25 protein-coding genes are annotated in these 25,854 nt (G+C 72.4%); 23 read left to right on the forward strand and 2 right to left on the reverse strand.

The window, feature by feature from the left end; all coding sequences use genetic code 11:
* Nucleotides 1–169 precede the first annotated feature (169 nt).
* From ACF3NS_RS09735 to ACF3NS_RS09825, 19 genes are all read left to right on the forward strand, one after another.
* Nucleotides 170–1,267, forward strand: a complete 1,098-nt coding sequence (locus ACF3NS_RS09735) for an amidohydrolase family protein (protein ID WP_392465794.1) — start codon at nucleotides 170–172, stop codon at nucleotides 1,265–1,267.
* A gap of 76 nt (nucleotides 1,268–1,343) precedes the next feature.
* Nucleotides 1,344–2,552 (forward strand): ROK family protein, encoded by a 1,209-nt coding sequence (locus ACF3NS_RS09740; protein WP_392465795.1) that lies wholly within the window; start codon nucleotides 1,344–1,346, stop codon nucleotides 2,550–2,552.
* 114 nt (nucleotides 2,553–2,666) lie between these two features.
* Nucleotides 2,667–4,229, forward strand: coding sequence for a multiple monosaccharide ABC transporter ATP-binding protein (gene mmsA / locus ACF3NS_RS09745; protein ID WP_154593404.1), 1,563 nt, complete (start codon nucleotides 2,667–2,669; stop codon nucleotides 4,227–4,229).
* Nucleotides 4,230–4,244: 15 nt separating this feature from the next.
* Nucleotides 4,245–5,510 carry a multiple monosaccharide ABC transporter permease gene (gene mmsB / locus ACF3NS_RS09750; RefSeq protein WP_288798480.1) on the forward strand — a complete coding sequence of 422 codons (1,266 nt, stop codon included), beginning with the start codon at nucleotides 4,245–4,247 and terminating at the stop codon, nucleotides 5,508–5,510.
* A gap of 45 nt (nucleotides 5,511–5,555) precedes the next feature.
* Entirely contained in the window at nucleotides 5,556–6,659 is a 1,104-nt protein-coding gene (locus tag ACF3NS_RS09755; protein WP_154593402.1) for a sugar-binding protein, read from the forward strand.
* A gap of 238 nt (nucleotides 6,660–6,897) precedes the next feature.
* Nucleotides 6,898–9,471 (forward strand): putative bifunctional diguanylate cyclase/phosphodiesterase, encoded by a 2,574-nt coding sequence (locus ACF3NS_RS09760; protein ID WP_392465799.1) that lies wholly within the window; start codon nucleotides 6,898–6,900, stop codon nucleotides 9,469–9,471.
* Between the two features lie 168 nt (nucleotides 9,472–9,639).
* Complete coding sequence (gene rpsP, locus ACF3NS_RS09765) at nucleotides 9,640–10,176, forward strand: 30S ribosomal protein S16 (protein WP_311966551.1); 537 nt, start codon at nucleotides 9,640–9,642, stop codon at nucleotides 10,174–10,176.
* 2 nt (nucleotides 10,177–10,178) lie between these two features.
* Nucleotides 10,179–10,421 (forward strand): RNA-binding protein, encoded by a 243-nt coding sequence (locus ACF3NS_RS09770; protein ID WP_019287908.1) that lies wholly within the window; start codon nucleotides 10,179–10,181, stop codon nucleotides 10,419–10,421.
* Between the two features lie 116 nt (nucleotides 10,422–10,537).
* A complete protein-coding gene (gene rimM, locus ACF3NS_RS09775) occupies nucleotides 10,538–11,074 on the forward strand; it encodes a ribosome maturation factor RimM (protein ID WP_392465802.1) in 537 nt (178 codons plus the stop codon).
* A gap of 2 nt (nucleotides 11,075–11,076) precedes the next feature.
* The gene (gene trmD / locus ACF3NS_RS09780; protein WP_392465803.1) at nucleotides 11,077–12,300 is read left to right on the forward strand and encodes a tRNA (guanosine(37)-N1)-methyltransferase TrmD; all 1,224 of its coding nucleotides are present in this window, start codon (nucleotides 11,077–11,079) and stop codon (nucleotides 12,298–12,300) included.
* 239 nt (nucleotides 12,301–12,539) lie between these two features.
* Nucleotides 12,540–12,899, forward strand: a complete 360-nt coding sequence (rplS, locus tag ACF3NS_RS09785) for a 50S ribosomal protein L19 (RefSeq protein WP_154593397.1) — start codon at nucleotides 12,540–12,542, stop codon at nucleotides 12,897–12,899.
* Between the two features lie 58 nt (nucleotides 12,900–12,957).
* A complete protein-coding gene (gene lepB / locus ACF3NS_RS09790) occupies nucleotides 12,958–13,638 on the forward strand; it encodes a signal peptidase I (protein ID WP_288799243.1) in 681 nt (226 codons plus the stop codon).
* Entirely contained in the window at nucleotides 13,635–14,474 is an 840-nt protein-coding gene (gene lepB, locus ACF3NS_RS09795) for a signal peptidase I (protein ID WP_353956123.1), read from the forward strand. Before lepB (ACF3NS_RS09790) ends, lepB (ACF3NS_RS09795) begins: the two co-directional genes overlap by 4 nt.
* Nucleotides 14,471–15,250 (forward strand): ribonuclease HII, encoded by a 780-nt coding sequence (locus ACF3NS_RS09800; RefSeq protein ID WP_392465806.1) that lies wholly within the window; start codon nucleotides 14,471–14,473, stop codon nucleotides 15,248–15,250. Before lepB (ACF3NS_RS09795) ends, ACF3NS_RS09800 begins: the two co-directional genes overlap by 4 nt.
* Nucleotides 15,247–15,570 (forward strand): DUF2469 domain-containing protein, encoded by a 324-nt coding sequence (locus ACF3NS_RS09805; RefSeq protein ID WP_154593394.1) that lies wholly within the window; start codon nucleotides 15,247–15,249, stop codon nucleotides 15,568–15,570. The genes ACF3NS_RS09800 and ACF3NS_RS09805 overlap by 4 nt, the downstream gene beginning before the upstream one ends.
* Before the next feature lie 160 nt (nucleotides 15,571–15,730).
* Nucleotides 15,731–16,120, forward strand: a complete 390-nt coding sequence (locus ACF3NS_RS09810) for a YraN family protein (protein WP_154593393.1) — start codon at nucleotides 15,731–15,733, stop codon at nucleotides 16,118–16,120.
* Nucleotides 16,117–17,640, forward strand: a complete 1,524-nt coding sequence (locus tag ACF3NS_RS09815; RefSeq protein ID WP_392465809.1) for a YifB family Mg chelatase-like AAA ATPase — start codon at nucleotides 16,117–16,119, stop codon at nucleotides 17,638–17,640. Before ACF3NS_RS09810 ends, ACF3NS_RS09815 begins: the two co-directional genes overlap by 4 nt.
* Entirely contained in the window at nucleotides 17,637–18,776 is a 1,140-nt protein-coding gene (dprA, locus tag ACF3NS_RS09820; RefSeq protein WP_154593392.1) for a DNA-processing protein DprA, read from the forward strand. The genes ACF3NS_RS09815 and dprA overlap by 4 nt, the downstream gene beginning before the upstream one ends.
* Before the next feature lie 102 nt (nucleotides 18,777–18,878).
* Nucleotides 18,879–19,907: a tyrosine recombinase XerC gene (locus tag ACF3NS_RS09825; protein WP_311966547.1), complete on the forward strand. Its 1,029-nt coding sequence runs from the start codon at nucleotides 18,879–18,881 to the stop codon at nucleotides 19,905–19,907.
* Nucleotides 19,908–20,070: 163 nt separating this feature from the next.
* Here the strand turns inward: ACF3NS_RS09825 and ACF3NS_RS09830 are convergent, their stop codons facing one another.
* On the reverse strand, nucleotides 20,071–20,769 hold the full coding sequence (locus ACF3NS_RS09830) for a murein hydrolase activator EnvC family protein (RefSeq protein WP_392465812.1): 699 nt from the start codon (nucleotides 20,767–20,769) through the stop codon (nucleotides 20,071–20,073).
* 158 nt (nucleotides 20,770–20,927) lie between these two features.
* Nucleotides 20,928–22,085, reverse strand: coding sequence for a pyridoxal phosphate-dependent aminotransferase (locus ACF3NS_RS09835; protein ID WP_154593391.1), 1,158 nt, complete (start codon nucleotides 22,083–22,085; stop codon nucleotides 20,928–20,930).
* Nucleotides 22,086–22,410: 325 nt separating this feature from the next.
* On the opposite strand from ACF3NS_RS09835, the gene rpsB reads away from it, so the two are divergent.
* The 4 genes from rpsB to frr all read left to right on the forward strand — a co-directional run bounded on the left by rpsB (nucleotide 22,411) and on the right by frr (nucleotide 25,827).
* On the forward strand, nucleotides 22,411–23,340 hold the full coding sequence (rpsB, locus tag ACF3NS_RS09840) for a 30S ribosomal protein S2 (RefSeq protein ID WP_154593390.1): 930 nt from the start codon (nucleotides 22,411–22,413) through the stop codon (nucleotides 23,338–23,340).
* A 63-nt stretch (nucleotides 23,341–23,403) separates the two neighbouring features.
* Nucleotides 23,404–24,231, forward strand: a complete 828-nt coding sequence (gene tsf, locus ACF3NS_RS09845; RefSeq protein ID WP_154593389.1) for a translation elongation factor Ts — start codon at nucleotides 23,404–23,406, stop codon at nucleotides 24,229–24,231.
* 203 nt (nucleotides 24,232–24,434) lie between these two features.
* Nucleotides 24,435–25,163: a UMP kinase gene (pyrH, locus tag ACF3NS_RS09850; protein WP_154593388.1), complete on the forward strand. Its 729-nt coding sequence runs from the start codon at nucleotides 24,435–24,437 to the stop codon at nucleotides 25,161–25,163.
* Between the two features lie 106 nt (nucleotides 25,164–25,269).
* Nucleotides 25,270–25,827: a ribosome recycling factor gene (frr, locus tag ACF3NS_RS09855; RefSeq protein ID WP_154593387.1), complete on the forward strand. Its 558-nt coding sequence runs from the start codon at nucleotides 25,270–25,272 to the stop codon at nucleotides 25,825–25,827.
* Nucleotides 25,828–25,854: the final 27 nt, after the last annotated feature.

A 25,854-nucleotide genomic window follows, 5' to 3' on the forward strand; every position in this document is an offset into this window, starting at 1 on the left:
TCGCGTCGGGCTCTACCGGCTCGGGCGGCAACTACTTCGGAGGGTCGAAGCGTGCAGTCTCTGCGTAACCTGACCAGCGACTTCGCCGGTACGCCCGGTGAGGTCAGTACTGTGTTCAGGTGGCTGCGCCGCGATGCTCCAGGCGGCCGTGCCCGGTAGGGTCGCCCGCATGAGCATTGCACCGCTGCACCTCGCCGGCCCGGTCCTGGTCGGCCCCGACGACGTGCGTGACGAGCTGTGGGTGGTGGACGGCCGGGTGACCTTCGTCCGGCCGACGGCGCAGTGCCAGACGGTCCGGGGCTGGGTGCTCCCCGGGCTGGTCGACGCGCACTGCCACGTCGGTCTGGGCCAGCACGGGCCGGTCGACGCCGACACCGCCGAGCGGCAGATCACCGCGGACCGCGCGGCCGGCACGCTGCTGATCCGCGACGCCGGGTCGCCCGCGGACACCCACTGGATCGACGACCGTGAGGACCTGCCCGTGGTGGTCCGGGCCGGCCGGCACATCGCCCGCACCCGGCGGTACATCCGCAACTACGCCGACGAGGTCGAGCCGGACGGTCTCGTGGCCGCGGTCCGCACCCAGGCGCGACGCGGGGACGGCTGGGTCAAGCTCGTGGGGGACTGGATCGACCGCGCGACCGGTGACCTGGCACCCTGCTGGCCGCAGGAGGCGGTGACGGCCGCGATCGCCGTCGCGCACGAGGAGGGCGCCCGGGTCACCGCGCACTGCTTCGGGGAGGAGGTGCTGCCCCAGCTCGCCGCCGCCGGCATCGACTGCGTGGAGCACGCCACCGGCCTGCGCGGCGCCGTCGTGGACGACTTCGCTCGGCAGGGCATCGCCATCGTGCCGACCCTGGTCAACATCGCCACCTTCCCGCAGATCGCCGAGCCGGCCCGGGCGAAGTTCCCCGACTACCACCGCCACATGCTCGACCTGTACGCCCGGCGCCACGACACCGTCCGCGAGGCGTGGGAGGCCGGCGTCCCGATCTATGTCGGCACCGACGGCGGCGGCTCGCTGCCCCACGGCCTCGTGGGGTCCGAGGCGCGCGAGCTGCGCCAGGCCGGTATGCCGGCCACCGCCGTCCTGGACGCGATCACCTGGGGCGCGCGCCGCTGGCTCGGACGTCCCGGCCTGGAGGAGGGCGCCCAGGCCGACCTGTGCGTGTATGCCGCGGACCCGCGCGTGGACCTGGACATCCTGTCGTTCCCGTCCGTCGTGGTGCTGCGAGGCGCCGTCGTCGCGGGTGGGGGACCCGCCTGATCCTGGGTGATGCCGGCACGCGAGACGTAACGCGGGTCACACCTTGCCTTCATATCTTGACGACATACGGTCTGCCATGGACAGTGGGCGCATGGTCGTCGAGGACGCCTCCCGTCGGGCTGCCCGCCCCGGGTCCGGGTCACCCAGCGCGCTGCGGCGCGCCAACACCGAGCGTCTCGTGGCCGTCCTGCGCTACCGCGGCCCCAGCACCCAGGCCAGCCTGGCCCGCGCCACCGGGCTGTCCCCGGCCACCGTGTCCAACCTGGTCCGGATGCTCGCCGAGAACGGCCAGGTCGTCACCGGCACCACCACCGCCAACGGCCGCCGCGCGGTCGAGGTCTCGTTGGCCGAGCAGCACCGCTCCGTGGCCGCCGGCATCGACGTGGGGCGCCGGCACGTGCGGCTGCTCCTCGTCGCCGGGGACGGCGAGGTGCTGGCCGAGAGCTTCGAGGGGTTGCCGGTCGGGCACTCGCTGCAGGCCTGCTTCGCGCTGGTGGACGAGCTGCTCGACCGCGCCCTCGCCGAGGTCCCGCTGGAGCGCGCCGACCTGGTGGGCGCGGGGGTCGGCATCCCCGGACCCATCGACGCGCGGACCGGGCTGGTCGGCCATGCCGCCCTGCTGCCCGAGTGGGTCGGCCTCCACGTGCGGCAGGCCCTGGAGGACCACCTGCAGCTGCCCGTCACCGTGGACAACGACGCCAACCTCGGGGCGCTCGCCGAGGCGCGCTGGGGGGCGCACGCCGGCGTCCCCGACCTGGCGTACGTCAAGGTGGCGAGCGGCATCGGGGCGGGGCTGATCCTCGGCGGCCAGCTCCACCGCGGCCACATCGGCATCACCGGCGAGATCGGTCACCTGCAGGTCTCGCCCTTCGGCCAGGTGTGCCGGTGCGGCAACCGTGGCTGCCTGGAGACCGTCGCGGCCGTGCCGACGCTGCTCGCCGGGCTCGAGGCCTCGGTGGGGCGCACCCCGCGCACCTCCGAGCTGCTGCACCTGGTCCAGAGCGGGGACCTCGCCGCGCTGCGCGTGCTGGAGGACGCCGGGCTCGTTCTCGGTCAGGTCCTGGGTGGCCTGTGCAACCTGCTCAACCCTGCCGTCATCGTGCTCGGCGGGCCGTTGATGCCGGTGGGGGACCTGCTCCTCGCGGCGGTGCGCCGCGGCCTGGAGCGGGCCACGACCCCCGTGGTGGCCGCGGCCACCACGGTGACGCTGGAGTCGCTCGGAGCCCGGGCCGAGGCGCTCGGTGCCGCTGCCGTGGCGCATGCCGCCGAGCGGGTGAGGCGTTAGTCACGATCGCGCAACTCGCCGCGTTCCGGAGTTGACGGGAGCAGGTCGCGGCGACTTCACTTCTTAAACGAGTGATGGTGTCGATGCCATCAGGTCGCGAGGAAGGGACCCCCAATGGCGAGCACGGCGACGACGCCGTACCTGCTGGAGATGGTGGACATCACCAAGCAGTTCCCGGGCGTGAAGGCGCTCGACCAGGTCAACCTGCGCGTGCGCACCGGCGAGGTCCACGCGATCTGCGGCGAGAACGGTGCCGGCAAGTCGACCCTGATGAAGGTGCTGTCCGGGGTCTACCCGCACGGGAGCTACAGCGGGAGCATCCTGCTGGACGGCCGCGAGGTGGAGTTCAAGGACATCCGCGCCAGCGAGCACGCCGGCATCGTGATCATCCACCAGGAGCTCGCGCTGATCCCCGAGCTGTCGATCGCGGAGAACATCTTCCTCGGCAACGAGGCCTCCCGCGGCGGTGTCATCGACTGGGTCGGCACCAACCGCCGTGCGCGGGACCTGCTCGACATGGTCGGGCTGCGCGACGACCCCGAGACGCCCATCAAGAACGTCGGCGTCGGCAAGCAGCAGCTCGTCGAGATCGCCAAGGCGCTCAACAAGGACGTGCGGCTGCTCATCCTGGACGAGCCCACCGCCGCCCTCAACGAGGAGGACTCCCAGCACCTGCTGGACCTGCTGCGCGGCCTGCGCGAGCGCGGCATCACCTGCATCATGATCAGCCACAAGCTCGGCGAGATCGCCGCCATCGCCGACTCGATCACGATCATCCGCGACGGCCGCTCCATCGAGACCCTCGACGTCGCCGCGGGCGGGGTCGACGAGGACCGGATCATCCGCGGCATGGTCGGGCGCCCGCTGGACTCACGCTTCCCGGACTACACGCCCCAGATCGGGGAGACCCTCCTGGAGGTGCGCGACTGGACCGTCGAGCACCCGCAGATCCCCGGCCGCCTGGTCTGCAAGGGGTCGAGCTTCACCGTGCGCGCCGGGGAGATCGTCGGCTTCGCGGGCCTGATGGGAGCCGGTCGCACCGAGCTGATGCGCTCGTTGTTCGGCCACTCCTATGGTCAGTTCCTCGGCGGCGAGGCCTTGCTGCGCGGGCGCCGGCTCAGGCTGAGCTCGGTGCCGACCGCCATCAAGGAGGGTCTCGGCTACGTGACCGAGGACCGCAAGGTGCTCGGCCTCAACCTGCTCGACGACATCAAGGCCACCACCGTGTCCGCCAAGCTGGGCAAGATCTCGCCCAACGGCGTCGTGGACCGGCACAAGGAGTTCGACTTCGCCGAGCGCTACCGCACGTCGCTGCGCACCAAGACCCCGTCGGTCAACGAGGGCGTCAGCAAGCTCTCCGGCGGCAACCAGCAGAAGGTCGTCCTCGCCAAATGGTTGTTCACCGACCCCGAGGTGCTGATCCTCGACGAGCCCACCCGCGGCATCGACGTCGGCGCCAAGTACGAGATCTACGGCATCATCCAGCAGCTCGCCCTGCAGGGGAAAGGCGTCATCGTGGTCTCCTCCGAGCTGCCCGAGCTCCTCGGACTGTCCGACCGCATCTACACCATCTGCGAGGGCGCCATCACCGGCTGCCTCGACAAGTCCGAGGCCACCCAGGAGCAGCTGATGCGCCTGATGACCCTCACCTCGTCCACCCACGTGCCCACCGCCTGACCCGAAAGACGCCCGATGAACAAGCTCAAGCAGGTCTTCGGCGGTGACATCCGCCAGTTCGGCATGATCATCGCCCTCGTGGCCCTGATCGCCTTCTTCACGGTCCAGACGGACGGTCTGACCCTCAAGCCCGACAACGTCATCAACATCCTCCAGGGCAACGCCTACGTCCTCGTCCTCGCCATCGGGATGGTGCTCGTCATCATCGCCGGGCACATCGACCTGTCCGTCGGGTCGGTCGCCGCGGCCGTCGGGATCATGGTCGCCATCGCCATGCGCGACTGGCACCTCGCCTGGCCGCTCGCCATCCTCCTCGGCCTGGCGCTGGGCGCGCTCATCGGCGCCTGGCAGGGTTTCTGGGTCGCGTATGTCGGCATCCCCGCCTTCATCGTGACGCTCGCCGGCATGCTGATCTTTCGCGGGGTCAACCAGTTCATCGGCAAGTCCCTGACCGTGCCGGTGCCCGAGGGCTTCCAGAAGATCGGCTCTGGATACCTGCCCGAGGTCGGACCCGCGACCGGTTACAACAACCTCACCGTGGTGCTCGGCCTCGTCGCCTGCCTCGCGATCGTGGTCGGCGCGCTGCGCAACCGCGCCAACCAGAAGCGGATCGGCCTCCCGCTCGAGGACGGCGTCGTCCTCGGCATCCGGCTCGGCCTGATCTGCGCGGCCATCCTCGGGGTCACGCTCCTCATGGCCTCGGGCCCCACCGGCACCTCCTTCCCGATCTCCGGGCTGATCCTCGCGGCGCTGGTGCTGATCTACGGCTTCGTGTCGAGCCGCACCGTCATCGGCCGGCACGTCTACGCGGTGGGCGGCAACAAGCACGCCGCCGAGCTGTCCGGCGTCAAGGCCAAGAAGGTCAACTTCCTGGTCATGATGAACATGTCGATCCTCGCCGCGCTCGCCGGCATGATGTTCGTCGCGCGCTCGACCGCCTCGGGCCCCTTCGACGGCGTGGGCTGGGAGCTTGACGCCATCGCCGCCGTCTTCATCGGTGGCGCTGCGGTCTCCGGCGGCGTCGGCACCGTGGTCGGCTCGATCATCGGTGGCCTCGTCATGGCGGTTCTCAACAACGGCCTGCAGCTCATGGGCGTGGGCGCCGACGCCCAGTCCATGATCAAGGGTCTGGTGCTGCTGCTGGCAGTGGCCTTCGACGTCTTCAACAAGATGCAGGGGCGGCCGTCCATCATCGGCCACCTCACCCGCAAGGCCGGCCCGCGCACCCCAGCCACGGCCTCGCCTGCCGACGCCTCGGCCGCCACCCGGCCCGAGGCCTGAGCCCCACCCACCTCACCACACCAGAACGAACGACAAGGAAGTCACATGCGCAAGCTCACCACCACCGTGGTGGCCGCCTCCGCGGTCGCCCTCGCCCTGTCCGCCTGCGGCCGCGCCGAGCAGACCACCACCTCGACCCAGAGCAGCGGCGGCAGCGCGGCGGCCAAGGGCTTCGACCAGGGCGCCCTGATCGGCGTCTCGCTGCCCCAGAAGACCTCCGAGAACTGGGTCCTCGCCGAGAACCTCTTCAAGACCGATCTCGCGGGCGCGGGCTACAAGGCCGACGTGCAGTTCGCCAACAACGGCGTCTCCGAGCAGCAGAACCAGATCCAGTCGATGGTCACCAAGGGCGCCAAGCTCATCGTCGTCGGCGCCATCGACGGCTCCCAGCTGGGCACCCAGCTCAAGGCGGCCAAGGACTCCGGCGCGACCGTCGTGGCCTACGACCGGCTCCTGACCAACACCCCCAACGTCGACTACTACGTCGCTTTCGACAACTTCAAGGTCGGCGTGCTGCAGGGCAACGCGCTGCTCGAGGGCCTCAAGGCCAAGAAGCCGAGCGGCCCCTACAACATCGAGCTCTTCGCGGGCTCGCCGGACGACGCGAACGCCAAGGTCTTCTTCGACGGGGCGATGAGCGTCCTCGAGCCCAAGATCAAGGACGGCACCCTCAAGGTCGTGTCCGGTCAGACCTCCTTCAACCAGGCCGTGACCCAGGGCTGGAAGGCCGAGAACGCCCAGAAGCGCATGGACACCCTGATCGCCGGGTCCTACGGCTCCGCGCAGCTGGACGGCGTCCTGTCGCCCAACGACACCCTGGCCCGCGCCATCCTCACGTCGGCGAAGCAGGCCGGCAAGCCGACCCCGGTCGTCACCGGGCAGGACTCCGAGGTCGAGTCGGTCAAGTCGATCATGGCGGGGGAGCAGTACTCCACCATCAACAAGGACACCCGCAAGCTCGTCGCGGCGGCCATCGACATGACCAAGCAGATCCAGAAGGGCGAGAAGGTCACCGTCAACGACGAGAAGTCCTACAACAACGGCGTCAAGGTCGTCCCGGCCAACCTGCTCGAGCCGGTCATCGTGACCAAGGCCAACGCCAAGGAGGCCTACGCCAACGACCCGACCCTGTCGGCCCTGGTCAAGTGACGCCGAGGCCCGTATGACGGCGGGCCGCCGTCATCCGGGCCGAGGGTCCGACCCGGGAGCAGGGCGCCCCGCGGCCGAGTCGGTCGCGGGGCGCCCTGCTGCCGTCGTGGGGGCCGGTCGATCGCCGAGACCGGAGGGACCGCAGAGGCCGCGGAGACCGGAAAGGCGCATAAGACCAAGAAGTAGCAATCTGTGGTATTGTCGTAACTCTGCGTTAATTTCTGCGCAAGATAGGCCTGTGAGCCTTCGTGGATCCGGCGTCCGCGGTGTCCGCGGTGTCCGCGACGACACGGCGCTGCTGCGCGTGGGGCTGGCCGCCGGCGAGGCGGCCCTGCGCATCAAGCGCGCCGCCCGCGCGTGCCAGCGGCTGGCGCGCCTCGCCGAGACCGACCCCGACATCACCCTTGACACCACCGTGCAGTGCGCGGCCGACCTGGCGAACGAGCTGGGGTACCTCGGCGAGAACGACCCCGGTGCCGCGCTGCAGGTCGCCGGGGGCGATCTGCAGGTGATCACGCACCTGCCGCCCGGCCCGTGGTCCCTCGTCCTGGAGATCCAGGCGGAGCTGACCCGCGGCGAGGCGCTCCTGGCGCTCGGGGACCTCGACGGCGCAGCCGGGAGCGCCGCCTCCGCCCGCCGTTCCGCCACCCTGCCGCTGCCGGAGGACGACCTCGGCCTGCGGGTGCGCGCCGGGCTCCTCGCGCTCGATGGGCAGGTGGCGGTCGTGGAGGGCGACCTCGAGCGGGCCGTGACGCACTTCCGCGCGGCCCTGGACGCCGACGCCGACGGGGTGCTCGGTCTGCGGCCGCTCGTGCTGGCGCGGCTCGCGCAGGTCATGCAGGCGCTCGGCGACACCGAGCTCGGCCTCACCTACGTCGACCGGGCGCTCGCCTGCACGACCGTCCCCCAGTCGGACGCGGCCGTGGCCCGGCTGCACGGCATCCGGGCCGAGCTGCTCCTCGACGCGGATGACCTCGAGGGCGCCCTTGCCGAGAGCGAGCGCGGGGCCGAGCTGGTCGTCCACGCCGGGCTCGACCCCGCCGAGCACGTCCGCCGCGTCGCCGACGTCCGAGCCCGCCTCGGTGACCCGAGCGCCCCCGACACGCTGCGTCGGCTCGCGGACGACGAGCGGCGGGCGACCGGGGCACCGAGCCTGCCGACCCTGCTCGCCCTCGCCACGGCCCACCTGCGCTCCGGCGATGCAGAGTCGGCGGTGCGGGCCCTGGCGCCCTACCACCACGCCAGTTCCCTGCCACGGCCCCAGCGCGACGCCGTCTACGACCTGCTGACCGAGGCCGCCGAGCGCACCGGTGACGAGGCCGGTGCGCTGGCGCTGATGAAGGAGCAGCGCGAGGCGGCCCGCAGCGACGCCCGCGTCGGTTCAGCCTCACGGGTGCGGGACCTCGCCGACCGGCTCCGCATGGATCTGCTCCAGGCTGACCTCAAGGAGGCCCGCCGACGCGAGCAGCAGCTCACCCTGCTGGTGCGACAGCGCACGGCCGAGCTCACCTGGCGGGCCGCCCACGACGAGCTGACCGGGCTCTACAGCCGGGACGCGGTGCTCAGCCGGCTGCGCGAGCCGGCCGGGCCGGACACCTGGCGCACCGTGCTGTACCTCGACCTGGATCGCTTCAAGGTGGTGAACGACGCCCACGGCCACGAGGTGGGGGACGCCCTGCTCTCCGTCGTCGGACGACGCCTGGAGACCGCCGTGCTCGTCCTCTCCGGGCGCACGTGCGTCGCCCGCCTCGGCGGTGACGAGTTCTGCGTGCTCATCGACACCGAGGGGCCGCTGGACGGGGTGGCCACCGCCCAGCAGCTCGTGCAGGAGCTGTGCACGCCCGTCGACCTGCCGAGCCTCGGGCCGGTGCGGCCCCAGGTCAGCATCGGCGTCGCCCAGGCCGCGCCCGGCATGCCCCGGCCCGTCGGGGACACCGACCTCGACCTGCTGCGGGACGCCGACGTCGCGCTCAACCGGTCCAAGTCGCAGGGCGGCGGGGGGATCTATGTCTTCGGCCATACGGACCGGGAACAGGCGGTGCGCCGCTTCGAGGTGGAGCACCGCGTGCGCCGCGCCATCGAGGAGGGGCGCATCCTCCCGGCATACGACCCCATCGTCGACCTGCGCACCGGCGCGGTCGTGGGGGTGGAGGCCCTGTGCCGGATGGACGAGGACGGGCGGCTCGTGCGGGCCGCCGAGTTCATCGAGATCGCCGAGGAGTCCGGCCTGATCGACGCGCTGGGGCGGGTGGTGCTCGCCAAGTCCATCCGCGACCTCGCGGCGTCGGGCTCCCCGAGCTTCGTCGCGATCAACCTGGGCCCGCGCGAGCTGCGCCGCCCCGGCCTGCTGGACGACCTGCGGCGACGGACCACGGCGGCCGGCCTGGGCCTGGACCGGCTGGTGGTCGAGGTCACCGAGCGGTCCTTCGTCGACGTGGCCTCCCAGGAGGCGCAGGTGCTGCGAGACCTGTCGGACGCCGGGGTGCGGCTGGCGATCGACGACTTCAGCACGGGGCACAGCTCGATGGTCCACCTGTCGTGGATGCCGGTGCAGCTGCTCAAGATCGACCGGTCCCTGGTCGTGCGCGCGGCGCGCAGCCCCTGCGACCGCACGCTGGTCGCGGCGGTCATCTCGATGGCCCAGACCCTTGGGCTGTCGGTCGTCGCCGAGGGCATCGAGACCCCCGGGGCCGCGCGGGTGCTGCGCGACCTGGGCTGCGACCTCGCGCAGGGACACCTGTTCGAGGAGTACTCCCGGATCGCGGACATCCCAAGGACCTTCGACCTGGGTCGGCTGCTGTCCGACGACTGAGCCGGGATGTCGTCAGCATGCCGGGCGATCTGGCATCATGGACTCCCGTATGCGCCGTGGGCGGACCCTCTCACCGGTCTCGACGCGTCCATCGAGCCCGTCCAGCGCCTGTCCCCACGGTGTCGTGACGCGGGCTCACCCACACCACACCAAGGAGACACCACACTCGTGGCCGTCAAGATTCGTCTGAAGCGCATGGGCAAGATCCGTGCACCGTACTACCGCGTCGTCGTGATGGACTCGCGCACCAAGCGCGATGGCCGTGCGATCGAGGAGATCGGCATCTACCACCCGACGGAGCAGCCGTCGCGCATCGAGATCACCTCCGACCGCGTGCAGTACTGGCTGGGCGTCGGCGCCCAGCCCACCGAGCAGGTCCTGGCCCTGCTCAAGATCACCGGCGACTGGCAGAAGCACAAGGGCCTGCCGGGCGCCGAGGGCACCCTGCAGGTCAAGGAGCCCAAGAAGTCCAAGCAGGACCTCTACAACGAGGCCCTCCAGAAGGCTGAGCTCGAGCCCAAGGAGACGCCGCGCAAGAAGGCCACCAAGAACGAGGCTCCCTCCGAGCCGGCCCCCGAGGCCCCCGCGACCACCGACCCGGCAGAGGCGGCCGAGGCTGCGGGCTCCGCCGAGGCCGAGGAGGTCCCCGCGACCGAGTCCGTCGAGGCGGCTGCTCCGGAGTCCGACGAGAAGTCCGAGGCCTGATCGTGCTCGAGGAGGCGCTCGAGCACCTCGTCAAGGGGATCGTGGACCACGACGAGGACGTGGTGGTGCGCCACAAGGAGCTCCGCCGCGGTGAGGTGCTCGAGGTGCGCGTCCACCCGGACGACCTCGGGCGCGTCATCGGCCGCTCGGGCCGCACCGCCAGCGCCCTACGCACCGTGATGGGCGCCCTGGCCGGTGGCAAGCAGGTCCGCGTCGACATCGTCGACACGGACCGGGTGCGCTGAGCGCCCGGCATCACGCTCGAACGACCAGAGGCGTGCGCGGGACACCCCGTCGCACGCCTCTCGTCGTCTGCGGGGCTGCCCCGCACGAGCTCCACGAGGAGACGAGGAGAGAGTGCATGGACGTGGTCGTCGCCAGGATCGGCAAGGCACATGCGCTGCGCGGGGAGGTCACGGTGGAGCTGCGCACCGACGACCCTCGGGCACGGCTCGCGCCGGGCACCCGGTTGGCGACGCAGGCGCGCCGCGGCTCCGGGGTGCCCCGCGAGCTCACCGTGCGGACGGCTCGCGTCCACAACGGTATCTGGCTCCTGGCCTTCGAGGAGATCCCGGACCGCACCGGGGCCGAGTCCCTGCGCAACACCCTGCTGACCCTTGAGGTGGACGCCTCCGGGTCGGCGTCCCAGGACGACGACGAGGGGTGGTACGCGTCCGACCTGGTCGGCCTGCGCGCCGAGGACCCTGCCGGCGTCGTCGTGGGGGAGGTGGTGGCGCTGCACACCCGTCCCGTCCAGGACCTGCTCGAGGTGCGCCTCGCCGACGGTCGCACGGGGCTGGTGCCCTTCGTCGAGGCGTTGGTCCCCACCGTGGACGTCCCCGGGGGGCGGGTGGTCGTCGACGCCCCCGACGGGTTGTTCGACCTCGACGGGGAGTGACTGTGCGCATCGACGTCGTCTCGATCTTCCCGGAGTACCTCGCGCCCCTCGACCTCTCGCTCATCGGCAGGGCCCGGCGCGAGGGGCTGCTCGACCTCCACGTCCACGACCTGCGGTCCTGGACGACGGACCGGCACCGCACCGTCGACGACACCCCCTACGGCGGGGGCGCCGGCATGGTCATGACGCCCGAGCCCTGGGCCCAGGCGGTCGACCACCTCGCGTCGGTCGGTGACCGGTCGTACGCCGGAGCGCGGCCCCTGCTCGTCGTGCCGGGCCCCGGCGGGCGACGGTTCGACCAGGCGATGGCCCACGAGCTGGCCGCCGAGCCGTGGCTGGCGTTCGCCTGCGGGCGCTACGAGGGGATAGACGAGCGCGTCTACGACTACGCGGCCGAGGCGCTCGACGGTCGGGTGCGGGTCGTCTCGCTCGGCGACTACGTGCTCAACGGGGGCGAGGTGGCCGTGCTCGCCATCACCGAGGCCGTGGCCCGGCTGCTCCCCGGGGTGGTGGGCAATGCCGCGTCCCTCGTCGAGGAGTCCCACGAGGACGGGCTGCTGGAGTACCCCGTCTACACCAAGCCCGCCTCCTGGCGGGACCGCGGGGTGCCGCCGGTGCTGCTGTCCGGCGACCACGGCGCCATCGCGACCTGGCGTCACCGGCAGCGTCTGGAGCGGACCGCGGCCCGGCGGCCCGACCTGCTGGAGGCATCGGCGACCGTCACCGGCGACGACCCCCTCCCGATCCGCATCGCCACCCCCGCGGACGTGCCCGAGCTGTGGACCCTCACCCGGGCCTGCTGGGTGGACGAGGGGCGGCTCAACCACGCCCCCGACATCCCACCGCTGGTGGAGACGCTCGAGCACGCCCAGGCCGAGCTCGAGCGATGGCGCACCTGGGTGGTCCGGGACGGGTCCGGATCCGGCGCCGGTCAGGCGGGTCGGCTCATCGCGTCCGTGCGCGCCCGGCTCGTCGACGGCGACACCTGGGAGGTGGACCGGCTCATGGTCGCCCCCGACCTCGTCGGGCGTGGGATCGGCCGGCAGCTGCTCGCGCACGCGGAGGAGCAGGCGCCCCGCGAGGCCGCGCGAGCCTGGCTCCTCACCGGCGCCCTCAGCGAACGCAACCAGCGCCTCTACCGCAAGGCCGGGTACCGCCCCGTGCGGCGGCCGCGGCAGGGCATCCCGGGCACGGTCGAGCTGGACAAGGGGCTGCGCCGCTCCTGAGCGCGTCGCCCGGGGTCCGGCCGCGGAGCCCGTCGCCCGAGTTGGGGTCGGGGCCGCGGATCTGGCAGAATCGTGCCTTGCGTCTCGCGGCGATCATCCATGCCCCTGCCACAGGGGGAGGACCTGTCTGATGACAGGGACGCGGCAGCCGGGGGCGTCATACGACACCAGTCCGCGCCCACCAGGGCGCGGCCGACGGTGGGACGACCTGTGGCGGCCCCACGAGAAAGCGACATCGCATGAAGAAGCTGGCTGAGTTCGACGCCGCGAGCCTGCGCGACGACGTCCCCGAGTTCCGCGCCGGAGACACCCTCAAGGTCCACGTCAAGGTCATCGAGGGCACCCGCTCCCGCGTCCAGGTCTTCCAGGGCGTCGTGATCCGTCGCTCCGGCGGCGGCATCGGCGAGACCTTCACCGTCCGCAAGGTCTCCTTCGGCGTCGGCGTGGAGCGCACCTTCCCGCTGCACACCCCGGTGATCGACAAGATCGAGGTCATGACGCGCGGCGACGTGCGACGCGCCAAGCTGTACTACCTGCGGGACCTGCGCGGCAAGGCCGCCAAGATCAAGGAGAAGCGCGACACCACGGGCAAGCGCTGACCCTTTGGCTCACGAGGCCGGGGAGGCGCGCACAGCGGGGGCCAGTAGGCTGCCGCGGGTGCACCCCCGGACGACGATGCCGACCCCGACCGACACCTCGGTCGCGGTCGGCATCTCTCGTCGGAGCCGGCACCTGCTGGTGGTGGTGGTCCTCGCCTGGGTGGCGCTCGTCGCCGTCCGGACCTGGGTCGTCGACTGGTTCGTCGTGCCGAGCGGGTCCATGGAGCCGCTGCTGCGGCCCGGCGAGCGGATCCTCGTCGACAAGACGACGCAGGGCGTGCGACGCGGCGAGGTGGTCGTCTTCGACGGCACCGGCACCTTCGACACCGGCGGTGGGCCGCCGCTCCCCGTCCGGCTCCTCGGCCGGGCGTTCGGGGCCTCGCCCGGCCACCACCTCGTCAAGCGCGTGGTGGGCGTCGGGGGCGACCACGTGCGCTGCTGCGACGACCAGGGGCGCCTCACCGTCGACGGCCGCCCCCTCGACGAGCCCTACCTCCACGCGGGCGACACACCCAGCGAGGTGCGCTTCGACGTGGTGGTCCCGCCAGGCAGACTGTGGGTGCTGGGAGACCACCGCAGCCGATCGGCCGACTCGCGGTCGCGGCTGGGCTCCCCGGGAGGCGGGCTCCTGCCCGAGCGCGACGTCACCGGTCGGGTGATCCGCGTGCTGTGGCCCCCCGGCCACTGGCGCGCCGTGGCCGCCCGACCTGACCCGACGACCCCTGGAGGAACCCGATGACCGACGCGCGTGACGTGCACGAGGACCCGACGCCCGGTGGTGAGGCGGCGGGGTCCCGCAAGGGGGCCGCGTCGGCGGAGCGCGGCGGCGGGGCCGTGTCGTCCGGGCAGGACGCGGCAGGATCGCGCTCAGGCGCCTCGCGCTCCTCCGGCACGGGGTCCCACCTGATGCACGCGGTGCGCGAGTTCGTCATCGTCGTCGGGCTCGCCCTCGTCCTGTCGCTCGCCGTCAAGACCTGGCTGATGCAGGCCTTCTACATCCCCTCCGGGTCCATGGAGGACACCCTTGTCGAGGGCGACCGGGTGGTCGTGTCCAAACTGACCCCGAGGCCGTTCGAGCTGGAGCGGGGCGACGTCGTCGTGTTCGAGGACACCGGCCGGTGGCTGGTGCGGGCGCCCACGGCCGAGCGCTCGGGGATCGCCAACGTCCTGCACGAGACCTTCGTCTTCGTCGGTCTGCTGCCCAACGACTCGGACAGCCACCTGATCAAGCGTGTGATCGGCCTGCCGGGGGACAAGGTGACCTGCTGCACCCAGTCCGGCAAGCTGACCGTCAACGGCGCCGAGATCACCGAGAGCTACCTCAAGCCGGGTGACGCGCCGAGCGTCGAGCCATTCGACATCACCGTGCCCCAGGGACGACTGTGGGTGATGGGCGACCACCGCAGCGACTCGGGTGACTCCCGCTACCACGATCCCAGCCGCGACGGCAGCACGGGATCGGTCCCCATCGACGACGTCGTCGGACGTGCCGTCGCCGTCGTGTGGCCCTTCTCCGAGATGACCTGGCTCGGTCAGCCCTCGACGGTGTTCTCGGCCGTGCCCGACGCCAGATGACACCCCCCGCCACGTCGGCCTCGCGCAGGCCCAGCCTGAGGATCGAGCGGGCCCTCCAGCGCGGCCTGCCCGAGGGCCGGCAGGTCCTGGCGGCGATGGATGAGGTCGGCCGCGGTGCCCTGGCCGGGCCCGTGTCGGTGGGGGTCGTGCTGATCGACCTGTCCGTCGGGTCCGCACCCTCCGGCGTGCGCGACTCCAAGCTGCTGACGCCGGCCGCCCGCGAGAGGCTGGTGCCCCGCCTACGACGGTGGGCGCCGGCATACGGCGTGGGGCACGCGTCGCCGCTCGAGATCGACGAGGTCGGCATCATGGGTGCGCTGCGCCTCGCGGGGAGGCGGGCCATGGCCGCCGCCTGCGCCGGCGGGCTCGCCCCCTCCCTGGTGCTGCTCGACGGCAACCACGACTGGTTCACCGAGCCCGACCGGCTCGGTCTGCTGGGGGCCGTGGACGAGGACGTGATCCCGGTGCACACCATGGTCAAGGCCGACCTGCGGTGCTCGTCGGTCGCGGCCGCGAGCGTGCTCGCCAAGGTCGAGCGCGACGGCCTCATGGTGCGTCTGGCCGAGCAGGACGACGTGAACGACGCCTACGGCTTCGCCGCCAACAAGGGGTATGCCGCCCCGGGGCACCTCGACGCGCTGTCCCGCCTCGGCCCCTGCCGCCACCACCGCCGCTCGTGGCGGCTGCCTCGGCAAGGGGCCGTGGGTGATGATGGGACGAGGACCGCGGTGGCCGACGGCGCCGCAGCAGCCGAGCAGGGAGTGCAGGAGCGATGAGCGCAGAGGACCTCGAGCGGTACGAGACCGAGATGGAGCTCGCGCTCTACCGGGAGTACCGCGACGTCGTGGGGCTGTTCTCCCACGTCGTCGAGACCGAGCGTCGCTTCTACCTCTGCAACTCCGTCGACGTGCGGGTGCGCAGCGACGGGGGCGAGGTGTACTTCGACGTCACCATGGCGGACGCGTGGGTCTGGGACGTCTACCGCCCGGCCCGGTTCGTCAAGAACGTCCGGGTCGTGACCTTCAAGGACGTCAACGTCGAGGAGCTGGCCAAGTCCGACCTGGACCTGGCCAAGGACCCCGGCTTCCCGTCCTGACGGCACCGGACCTCGCGATCCCGAGGGTTTGTCCACAGCTCGACGCGTCCCCGCCGCGGTCGTCCACAGGGCGCAGGTCCGCCGGGTCGCCGTGCGCCGGGGGCGGCCAGGGTTGACCCCGTGCGGTCATGGTGGTCGCACGGGAGCGTGAGGTGTGGCCATGGCATGTGGATCCGGCCCGGCACGGCATCGGGCCGTCGGGGACTACGGCGAGCGGGTGGCGGCGCGCCACCTCGAGGCCCTCGGGATGACGGTGGTCGACCGCAACTGGCGGTGCGACCAGGGGGAGATCGACGTCGTGGCCGTGGCCCCGACCTCACCCCCCACCCTCGTGGTGTGCGAGGTCAAGACCCGCACGAGCGTGTCCTACGGCAGCCCGGTCGAGCAGGTGACGCAGCGCAAGGCGATGCGGTTGCGGCGCCTCGCCGTGCGGTGGCTGCAGGAGCACCCGGAGGTCACGTCCCCGCACGTCCGCGTCGACGTCGTGGGGGTCCTCGTGCCCCGCGCCGGCGCGCCGGAGGTCGAGCACCTCGAGGGGGTGCTGTCGTGAGCACCGGGCTGACCCGCGGCGTGACCCTGTCGGGGCTCGAGGGGGCCGTCGTCGATGTCGAGGCGGATGTCAGTCTCGGGCTGCCGGCCTTCACCGTGACGGGGCTCGCGGACACGACCGTCGGCGAGGCGCGCGACCGGATCCGGGCGGCGGCGAGCAACGCGGGCGTGCCCCTGCCGTCGCGTCGTCTCACGGTGAACCTGTCGCCGGCGTGGATGCCCAAGTCCGGCAGCGCCTTCGACCTGCCCATGGTCGTGGCTCTGCTGGCGGCCGCGCAGGAGGTGCCACCGAGCGTGCGCGGCGTGGTCCACCTCGGAGAGCTGTCGCTCGACGGGGCGGTCAAGGGGGTCCGCGGTGTCCTCCCGTGCGTCCGCGCCGCTGTGGACGCGGGGCACCGTCGGATCATCGTGCCCGCCGTCAACGTCCGCGAGGCGCGGCTGGTCGAGGGCGCCCAGGTGCTCGGGGTGCACCACCTCGCGGAGGTGGTGGCCTTCCACCGGGGCGAGCTGCTCCTGCAGCCCGAGAGCGAGGGCCCGGGTGACCAGCCCGTCCGCGACGAGCTCGACCTCGTCGACGTCGCCGGTCAGGGCGAGGGGCGCTTCGCACTGGAGGTGGCGGCCGCCGGCGGACACCACCTCTTCCTCAGTGGTCCGCCCGGCGCGGGCAAGACCATGCTGGCCGAGCGGTTGCCGGGCCTGCTCCCTCCGCTGCCGGACGACCAGGCGCTCGAGGTCACCTCCATCGCCTCGGTCATGAGCAGCGAGGCGGCGCCCCTGGGGCTGCTGCGGCGACCCCCCTACGTCGCCATGCACCACGGCGTGACGATGGCGGCCATGGTGGGTGGCGGGTCCGGCCGTCCCTCGCCCGGTGCGGTGACGGCTGCGCACCGTGGTGTGCTCTTCCTCGACGAGGCTCCTGAGTTCGCCTCCCACGTCCTCAACTCCCTGCGCCAGCCGCTCGAGTCGGGGACGGTGACGATCGGTCGGACCGATCGGATGCTGACCTTCCCCGCCCGCTTCCAGCTGGTCCTCGCCGCCAACCCGTGCCCGTGCGGCCGGGCCGTGGGCAAGGGCCTCGGCTGCACCTGCACCGTCAACCAGCGTCGTGGCTACCTCGGTCGGCTGGCGGGCCCGTTGCTCGACCGCATCGACCTGCAGCTGTCGGTGCCGGCGGTCTCCCGGCTCGAGCTCGTCGAGGCCGACCCGGAGCCCACGGCGGTGGTGGCCGCACGCGTGGCGCAGGCGCGCGCCGTCGCGGCGGAACGCTATGCGGGCGAACGCTGGTCGCTGAACGGCGAGGTGCCCCCCGGCCGGTTGCGCCGTGGCCCGCTGCGGCCCTCGCGCAGAGCCACCCGGCTGCTCGACCGCACGCTGGACCGGGGAGGGGTCACCTTGCGTGGCTACGACCGGGTGACCCGGGTGGCGTGGACGCTGGCCGATCTCGCCGGCCACGCGAGCCCGACCAGTGACGACGTCGATCAGGCACTGACCCTGCGCGGCGCGGCGGAGGTGGCGGCATGAGACCCGACGAGCTGCCCCGCGACGAGCGGACGGCCCGCGCCCTGTGGAGCAGGATCGCCGAGCCCGCCGACACCCGGGTCGCCGCGATGCTCGACGGTGTCGACCCCGTCACCGCCCTGCAGGGCCTGCTGCACGACGGCGAGGCCCGTCACGACGCGCTGCGCGACCGGCTCGCGGCCGCCGAGCCTGGACGCGACCTGGCCCTGGCAAGACGGTGCGGAGCGAGGCTGCTCGTCCCCGGCGACGACGAGTGGCCGCCTGGCCTGGACGACCTCCCGGTGGTCAGACGCCCCTACTGCCTGTGGGTCCGCGGGCCCGCGCCGCTCGCCGAGGCCATGGAGCGCAGCGTCTCGGTCGTGGGCTCCCGGGCTGCCACGGAGTACGGCCAGCGCGTGGCCGCCGACCTCGGCGCCGGCCTCGCGCAGCGGGGCTTCACCGTCGTGTCGGGAGCGGCCTTCGGGATCGACGCGGCCGCGCACCGAGGCGCGCTCGCGGAGGACGGGGAGACCGTCGCCGTGCTCGCCGGGGGCGTCGAGCGTCCCTATCCCGCAGCGCACGAGCGTCTGATCACCCGCATCGCCGAGACGGGGTCCGTGGTCAGCGAGGTGGCGCCCGGGTGCGCGCCCACGCGATCACGCTTCCTGCTGCGCAACCGACTCATCGCGGCGCTCAGCCAGGGCACCGTGGTCGTGGAGGCGGGCTATCGCAGCGGGGCGCTCAGCACGATGCGCGCCGCCGTCGAGCTCGTCCGGCCCGTGGCGGTGGTGCCCGGCCCCGTGACGAGCATGACGAGCGCGGGGTGCCACCAGGCCGTCCGCGATGGGATGGCCGAGCTGGTGACCGATGCGGCCGAGGTCGCCGAGCTGTGCGGGCGGATGGGCGTCGACCTGGCACCGGAGCGCAGGGCCCCGGTGCAGGAGCTGGACCTGCTGGGCCCCGTCGACGCCGCCGTGCGCGCCGCCCTGCCTGTCCGCAACCTCGCCCGCCTCGAGTCGACCGCGCTGGCCGCGGGCGTCACGGTGCCCGAGGCTCGGGCCGCGCTCGGCCGGCTCGTGACGCTGGGCCTGGCGGAGACTCGGGATGGGGGATACCGCCTGGGACCCGACGCACGCCGCCGCAGCACCGCGGGGCGGTGACAGCCGGCCGGTCGTGCCGGGACGTGTCAGCCGGACCGGAGATCCCGGCGCGTCTGCTCGGCGGTCCTTGCTCCCGATCACGCGGTTTGCGACCGTGAGCGGGTGGCCGAGGACCTGATCGAGCAGTTCGCGCAGCACCTGCGGGTGGAGCGTGGACGCTCTGAGCACACGGTGCGGGCCTATCTCGGTGACCTGCGGGCCCTGCGGGCGTACGCGCGGGAGGAGGGTGCCGAGGACCTGACCGACCTCGGGCTGACCGACCTGCGCTCGTGGCTGGCGCGTCAGGGGACGCAGGGGGCGGCCCGCGCCACGGTGGCACGCCGGGCGGCGGCGGTGCGGGCGTTCTATGCCTGGGCGACCCGCCGCGGGCACCTGCCGAGCGACCCGGCCGCCAGGCTGGCGTCGCCGCGGCGGACCCGCACCCTGCCGGGGGTGCTCGACCACGTGCAGGCAGACGCTCTGCTGCAGTCTGCGGCTGACGCTGCTGCGAGGCCCGGTCGACACGTCGATGCTGCGGCGGAGACCGACCAGCACGTCGACGCGCAGGGGGAGCCCGACCTCGGGCCCGGCGCCACGGGGGAGCCTGCCGGTGAGGGCCCCGCGGACCCGCCGGGTGAGGTCGACCCCCTGTCGTTGCGGGACGCCGCGATGGTGGAGCTCATGTACGCCAGCGGGATCCGCGTCAGCGAGCTCGTCGGGCTCGACCTGGACGACCTCGACCCGTCGACGCGGACGCTGCGGGTGCTCGGGAAGGGAGACAAGGAGCGCACGGTGCCGTACGGCGTGCCCGCGCAGCGCGCGCTGGACACCTGGCTGTCGCGGGGTCGACCGCAGCTCGTGACCCCGGCCAGCGGCCCGGCCCTGCTCCTCGGACGCCGTGGTCGGCGGGTCGACCCCCGTCAGGTGCGAGAGGTGGTCCACCGCCTGCTGGCGCGCGTCCCGGACGCGCCCGACCTCGGACCGCACGGGCTGCGGCACAGCGCCGCCACGCACCTGCTCGACGGCGGGGCGGACCTGCGCGTCGTGCAGGAGCTGCTGGGCCACTCGAGCCTGGCGACGACCCAGATCTACACGCACGTGTCGGTGGATCGGTTGCGGGCGGCCTATCGCCAGGCCCACCCGCGCGCCTGACCGGGTCCCCGAGGCGGTTGGTGAGCCACGAGCTCGGTGTGGGTCGTCCAGAGGGCGTGCGGGCGGCGGTTTGTGGGCTGGGGGCTGGGGGCTCGGCGTGGGTCGTGTGAGGGTGGGTCGGGCGGCGTTGTGGGAGCGGGGGACTCAGTCTGCGACGGTGCCCTCAGCGCAGCGGCAGCAGGACCAGGGGCCCGCGATCGATGAGGGTCATGGGGTCGACGTACGTCTCGCCCCGTCGTGCGCCCCAGTGCAGGCACGTGGTGGCGCAGTGGCTCGGGCCGGCGACCAGGACCGCGATCACCTGACCCCGCGCCACCCGGTCGCCGACCACGACGCGTGACGCGACGGGTTCGTAGGTGCTGCGGAGCCCTCCCGGGTGGTCGATGGACAGGACCGGACGGCCGGCGACCATGCCGGCGAACGCCACCACGCCGTCGTCCGGGGCGAGGACCGGCGTCCCCGCGGCGGCGAGCAGGTCGACGCCCCGGTGACCCGGGGCCCACGGCTGCGGCGGTCCGACGAACCGTCCGACGACGCGGAGTGGTCGCAAGGGTGGGTCCCACCGGCCGCGCGTGGGGCGCCCCGAGCTCGCGGGCGGCGCGACCTCGACGGGCGACAGGCGTCCGGGTGCGCCCGAGGCGGGTGCCCGGGTCGCCCCCACGCGCGAGTCGGTCCCCGGCCCGAGCACGCCTCGGGCCGAGGCGGCGAGGTCGGACGCGGCCGGTCCGACGACCGGCGAGCGCCTCGACGCCTCCGCCTCGACGGTGGGGGAGGCACCGACGGAGGCGGCGGTCATCGAGGCGGCCACGGACGCGGCGGACAGCGCGACGATGGCGGTGAGGAGGGGGCGGGCGATCGGCATACGGTCGAGGCTGGGGCGGGAGCAGGGCGGGGACAAGGCGCGGGGCAGCGCCTGTGGACGAGGGCGCGGATCGTCGCGTCCGCCGCCCGGCCTGTGGACGACGCGCTCGGGCCAAGGCCCCCGCCGGCCAGGCAGCAGCCAGGCCGCACGACCCGGCGCTAGCGACCGGCGAGGCGGCGGGCGGCCTCGCGCAGGACGTCCTCCTGCTTGCAGAAGGCGAAGCGCACGAGCGACCTGGCGGCCTCGGGGTCGTCGTGGAAAGCCGACATGGGCACACCTGCCACACCCAGCTCCGCCGGCATTCGGCGACAGAAGTCCGTGGCGTCGACCCCGCCCAACGGAGCGACGTCGGCCACGGCGAAGTAGGTGCCCGCGGGGACGCTCACCTCCAGACCGGCGCAGCGCAACCCGTCGACGAGCAGGTCCCGCCGGGACTGGAGGGTCGACGCGAGCTCGGCATACCGGTCGGTGGGGAGGGCCAGGGCGGTCGCGACACCGACCTGGAAGGGGCCGGAGTGCGCGAAGGTCGTGAACTGCTTGACCTGCCGCACCGCAGCGACGGCCTCCGCAGGGCCGGTGAGCCAGCCGACCTTCCACCCGGTGGCGGAGAAGGTCTTGCCCGCCGAGGAGATCGTGATGGTGCGGTCGCTCATCCCGGGCAGGGTGGCCACGGGGACGTGCTCGACGCCGTCGAAGGTCAGGTGCTCGTAGACCTCGTCGCAGACGAGCCACGCGTCGTGCTCCCGGGCGAGCTCGGCGACCAGCTCGAGGTCGGCGCGGGACAGGACCCGACCGGTGGGGTTGTGCGGGCTGTTGAGCAGGACCACGCTGGTCCGCTCGGAGAAGGCGGCCCGCAGGGAGGCCTCGTCGACGGCGAAGTCGGGGAACCGCAGGACGCTGGTGCGCCGGACCCCTCCCGCCAGGGCGATGGTGGCGGCGTAGCTGTCGTAGTAGGGCTCCAGCACGACCACCTCGTCGCCGGGGCGGACGAGGGCCAGGATGGTCGACGCGATCGCCTCGGTGGCGCCGACGGTCACCTGCACCTCCGAGCCCGGGTCGACCCGCAGGCCGTAGAACCGCGACTGGTGCTCGGCGATCGCCTCGCGCAGCACGGGCAGACCGGGACCGGGAGGGTACTGGTTGACGCCGCCCCGGATGGCACGGCAGGCGGCCTCGAGCATCTCGGGCGGTCCGTCCGAGTCCGGGAAGCCCTGACCGAGGTTGACCGCGTCGTGCTGCTGGGCGAGCGCGGTCATCTCGGTGAAGACAGTGGTGCCGAAGGTCGTCAGCCCGGGGTGGCCAGGGGTGCGGGGCATGCGGCCGACGGTAGCCCAACGCCGGACGGGACCGGCGACGCGGGCACGGAGGGATTAGGTCGCGGTGGGCCCGCCACGTAGGATGGAAGGACGGGTGACGTGGGCCTGGCGGCTGCCAGGAGCACCGATTCCGAATTCGCGCGCCTTCTCGCCGGACGAGTCGATCTCGATGCAGTCCGGGGCGCACCACGGCAGTCCGGTCCAGGCTCGTGCTCCTCACGCGGCGCGGGTGACCGGCGGGGTGCGTTCGCAGGCGCCAGGCACGGCCGCGGCACCCGCCGCGCGATCGTGGGTAACTGACAACGACAGAGAGAGGGACCTCGGCATGGCCGTCGTCACCATGCGCCAGCTCCTCGAGAGCGGCGTGCACTTCGGGCACCAGACCCGTCGCTGGAACCCCAAGATGAAGCGCTTCATCCTCACCGAGCGCAACGGCATCTACATCATCGACCTGCAGCAGTCGCTGACCTACATCAACGACGCCTTCGAGTTCGTCAAGGCCACCGTCGCCCACGGCGGCAGCGTGCTCTTCGTCGGCACCAAGAAGCAGGCGCAGGAGCCCGTCGCCGAGCAGGCGACCCGCGTGGGCATGCCCTACGTCAACCACCGCTGGCTCGGTGGGATGCTCACCAACTTCAACACCGTCTCCAAGCGCCTCTCGCGCCTCAAGGAGCTCGAGGAGATCGACTTCGACGACGTGGCCGGCTCCGGTCGCACCAAGAAGGAGCTCCTCGTCCTCAAGCGCGAGAAGGACAAGCTCGAGAAGACCCTCGGCGGCATCCGCAACATGGCCAAGGTCCCCTCGGCCGTGTGGATCGTCGACACCAAGAAGGAGCACCTCGCGGTGGACGAGGCCCGCAAGCTGGGCCTGCCCGTCATCGCGATCCTCGACACCAACTGCGACCCCGACGAGGTCGACTACAAGATCCCGGGCAACGACGACGCCATCCGCTCCGTCACCCTGCTGACCCGCGTGATCGCCGACGCCGTCGCCGAGGGCCTCGTGGCCCGCTCGTCCGGTCGCTCCTCCGAGGGCGCCACCGAGGCCGAGCCGCTCGCCGAGTGGGAGCGCGAGCTCTACGCCGAGGCCGCGAAGTCCGAGGCTCCCGCGGCGGACCAGGACCAGGCGCAGACCCCCGCTGCCGAGGGCACCCAGCCGGCCGACGTCACCGAGCAGGTCGCCTCGGCCCCCGAGGGTGTTGAGCAGGCCGCGCCCGCGACGGAGGGCGCTGCGCCCGCCGCCGAGCAGGCCTGAGCCGCGGCAGTCACCACCGCGTCAACCACCACTTCGAACACGCGTAGAAAGTAGCTACGACACATGGCTAACTACACCGCTGCCGACATCAAGGCGCTCCGTGAGAAGACCGGCGCCGGGATGCTCGACGTCAAGAAGGCCCTCGACGAGGCCGACGGCGACCAGGCCAAGGCCACCGAGATCCTGCGCGTCAAGGGTCTCAAGGGCGTCACCAAGCGTGAGGGCCGCGCCACCTCCAACGGTCTGGTCCGCGCCAAGGTCGACGGTGGCGTCGGCACCCTCGTCGAGGTCCTGTGCGAGACCGACTTCGTGGCCAAGGGCGACAAGTTCGGCCAGCTCGCCGACACCGTGCTCCAGGCGGCCGTCGACTCCCAGGCCGCCGACGCCGAGACGCTCCTCGCCCACCAGGTCGACGGCAAGTCCGTCAAGGAGCTGCTGGACGAGGCCAACGCCACGATCGGCGAGAAGATCGAGGTCAAGCGCGTGGCTCGCCTGCAGGGTGAGAAGGTCACGTCCTACCTGCACAAGACCAGCCCCGACCTGCCGGCGCAGATCGGTGTCCTGATCGCCACGGAGGGCGGCGACGACCAGGTCGCGCACGACGTCGCGCTGCACATCGCCGCGTTCGCACCGAGCGTCCTCACCCGGGACGAGATCGACGAGCAGACGGTCGCCAGCGAGCGCCGCATCGCCGAGGAGACGGCCAAGGAGGAGGGCAAGCCCGAGGCCGCCCTCCCCAAGATCGTCGAGGGTCGTGTCAACGGCTTCTTCAAGGAGCAGGTCCTGCTCGAGCAGCCGTTCGCCAAGGACGCCAAGAAGACTGTCGGCAAGGTGCTGGACGAGGGTGGCGCCAAGGCCACGGCTTTCGCCCGCTTCCGCGTCGGCAGCTGATCCCCGCCCGACTCCCGCGCCCCTGGGCGCACCCGCGACCGGGCCCGGTCCACCCCATGGATGGGCCGGGCCCGGTCGCGTCCCAGGCACCGCACAGCCTCCCCGCCGGACGCCCGCCGGGGCGCCGTGAGGCCTCCGCCGTGTGACAGACTGTGCGGCGGTCGGCAGACCGATCACGCGTCCACCTGGCAAGGAGCTGCACGATGACCGAGACCCCCGACAACCGCGGCTACCAGCGCGTGCTGCTGAAGCTGTCCGGCGAGGTCTTCGGAGGGGGCAGGGTCGGTCTGGACCCGGAGGTCGTGCGCGGGATCGCGCGGCAGATCGCCGAGGCCGTCCAGAGCAAGGTCCAGGTGTGCGTGGTGATCGGCGGCGGCAACTTCTTTCGCGGGGCCCAGCTGCAGGACAAGGGCATGGACCGGGCTCGGGCCGACTACATCGGGATGCTGGGCACGGTCATGAACTGCCTGGCGCTGCAGGACTTCCTCGAGAAGGAAGGCGTCGAGACCCGGGTGCAGTCCGCCATCGAGATGACCCAGGTCGCGGAGCCCTACATCCCCCGCCGCGCGATGCGCCACATGGACAAGGGACGCGTCGTGATCTTCGGTGCCGGCGCGGGCATGCCGTACTTCTCCACCGACACCGTCAGCGCCCAGCGCGCCCTCGAGACCAAGTGCGACGCGGTCCTGATCGCCAAGAACGGCGTCGACGGGGTCTACGACGCCGACCCCAAGACCAACCCCGCTGCGCGGCGCTACGACACCCTCACCTACGCCGAGGCCCTCGCGCGGGGCCTCAAGGTGGTCGACGCCGCGGCGTTCAGCCTCTGCATGGACAACAAGCTCCCGATGATCGTCTTCGGCATGGAGGGCGAGGGCAACGTCGCCGCCGCCGTGCGTGGTGAGAGGATCGGGACGGTGGTCACCGCCTGAGCAGCCCGCCTGCCCGACCGTCGCGAGCCCCGGTCGTGCGGAGCAGCACCGGGCTCGTGGCACGGACCCCGACGTTTTTTCGCCATACGGACGATGGAGGCACCCCATGATCGACGACATCCTGCTCGAGGCCGAGGACAAGATGGACAAGGCCGTCGAGGTGGCCAAGGAGGACTTCGCGTCCATCCGCACCGGGCGCGCCAACCCCGCGCTGTTCCACAAGGTCATGGTCGACTACTACGGTGCCGCGACGCCGCTGCAGCAGCTCGCGTCCTTCCAGGTGCCCGAGGCGCGGATGATCCTGATCACGCCCTTCGACAAGGGCGCGACCCACGAGATCGAGAAGGCCCTGCGGGCCTCGAACCTCGGGGTGAACCCCAACAACGACGGCGGGGTGCTGCGCATCAACCTCCCGGAGCTGACGCAGGAGCGCCGCAAGGAGTACATCAAGCTGGCCCGCGAGAAGGGCGAGCACGGCAAGGTCTCCATCCGCAACGTCCGGCGAAGCGCCAAGGACCAGATCGACAAGCTCGTCAAGGACGGCGACGTCGGCGAGGACGAGGGCACCCGTGCGGAGAAGGAGCTGGACACCCTCACCAAGAAGCTCACCGACCAGATCGACACCCTGCTCAAGGGCAAGGAAGCCGAGCTGCTCGAGGTCTGAGCGACCGACGCGAAGCACACCGTGCCC

Source organism: Arsenicicoccus cauae (genome assembly GCF_043162025.1).
In the GTDB taxonomy this organism is placed as follows: Bacteria; Actinomycetota; Actinomycetes; order Actinomycetales; family Dermatophilaceae; genus Arsenicicoccus; species Arsenicicoccus cauae.

Excerpts from the sequence above, each read along its gene's own strand:
- ACF3NS_RS09805 (WP_154593394.1), top strand. The coding sequence starts at position 15,247 with ATGAGCGCAGAGGACCTCGAGCGGTACGAGACCGAGATGGAGCTCGCG.
- mmsA (WP_154593404.1), top strand. The coding sequence starts at position 2,667 with ATGGCGAGCACGGCGACGACGCCGTACCTGCTGGAGATGGTGGACATC.
- rplS (WP_154593397.1), top strand. The coding sequence starts at position 12,540 with ATGAAGAAGCTGGCTGAGTTCGACGCCGCGAGCCTGCGCGACGACGTC.
- tsf (WP_154593389.1), top strand. The coding sequence starts at position 23,404 with ATGGCTAACTACACCGCTGCCGACATCAAGGCGCTCCGTGAGAAGACC.
- lepB (WP_353956123.1), top strand. The coding sequence starts at position 13,635 with ATGACCGACGCGCGTGACGTGCACGAGGACCCGACGCCCGGTGGTGAG.
- mmsB (WP_288798480.1), top strand. The coding sequence starts at position 4,245 with ATGAACAAGCTCAAGCAGGTCTTCGGCGGTGACATCCGCCAGTTCGGC.
- ACF3NS_RS09800 (WP_392465806.1), top strand. The coding sequence starts at position 14,471 with ATGACACCCCCCGCCACGTCGGCCTCGCGCAGGCCCAGCCTGAGGATC.
- pyrH (WP_154593388.1), top strand. The coding sequence starts at position 24,435 with ATGACCGAGACCCCCGACAACCGCGGCTACCAGCGCGTGCTGCTGAAG.
- frr (WP_154593387.1), top strand. The coding sequence starts at position 25,270 with ATGATCGACGACATCCTGCTCGAGGCCGAGGACAAGATGGACAAGGCC.
- ACF3NS_RS09735 (WP_392465794.1), top strand. The coding sequence starts at position 170 with ATGAGCATTGCACCGCTGCACCTCGCCGGCCCGGTCCTGGTCGGCCCC.
- rpsB (WP_154593390.1), top strand. The coding sequence starts at position 22,411 with ATGGCCGTCGTCACCATGCGCCAGCTCCTCGAGAGCGGCGTGCACTTC.
- ACF3NS_RS09835 (WP_154593391.1), bottom strand. The coding sequence starts at position 22,085 with ATGCCCCGCACCCCTGGCCACCCCGGGCTGACGACCTTCGGCACCACT.
- ACF3NS_RS09810 (WP_154593393.1), top strand. The coding sequence starts at position 15,731 with ATGGCATGTGGATCCGGCCCGGCACGGCATCGGGCCGTCGGGGACTAC.
- ACF3NS_RS09830 (WP_392465812.1), bottom strand. The coding sequence starts at position 20,769 with ATGCCGATCGCCCGCCCCCTCCTCACCGCCATCGTCGCGCTGTCCGCC.
- ACF3NS_RS09755 (WP_154593402.1), top strand. The coding sequence starts at position 5,556 with ATGCGCAAGCTCACCACCACCGTGGTGGCCGCCTCCGCGGTCGCCCTC.
- ACF3NS_RS09740 (WP_392465795.1), top strand. The coding sequence starts at position 1,344 with ATGGACAGTGGGCGCATGGTCGTCGAGGACGCCTCCCGTCGGGCTGCC.
- rimM (WP_392465802.1), top strand. The coding sequence starts at position 10,538 with ATGGACGTGGTCGTCGCCAGGATCGGCAAGGCACATGCGCTGCGCGGG.
- dprA (WP_154593392.1), top strand. The coding sequence starts at position 17,637 with ATGAGACCCGACGAGCTGCCCCGCGACGAGCGGACGGCCCGCGCCCTG.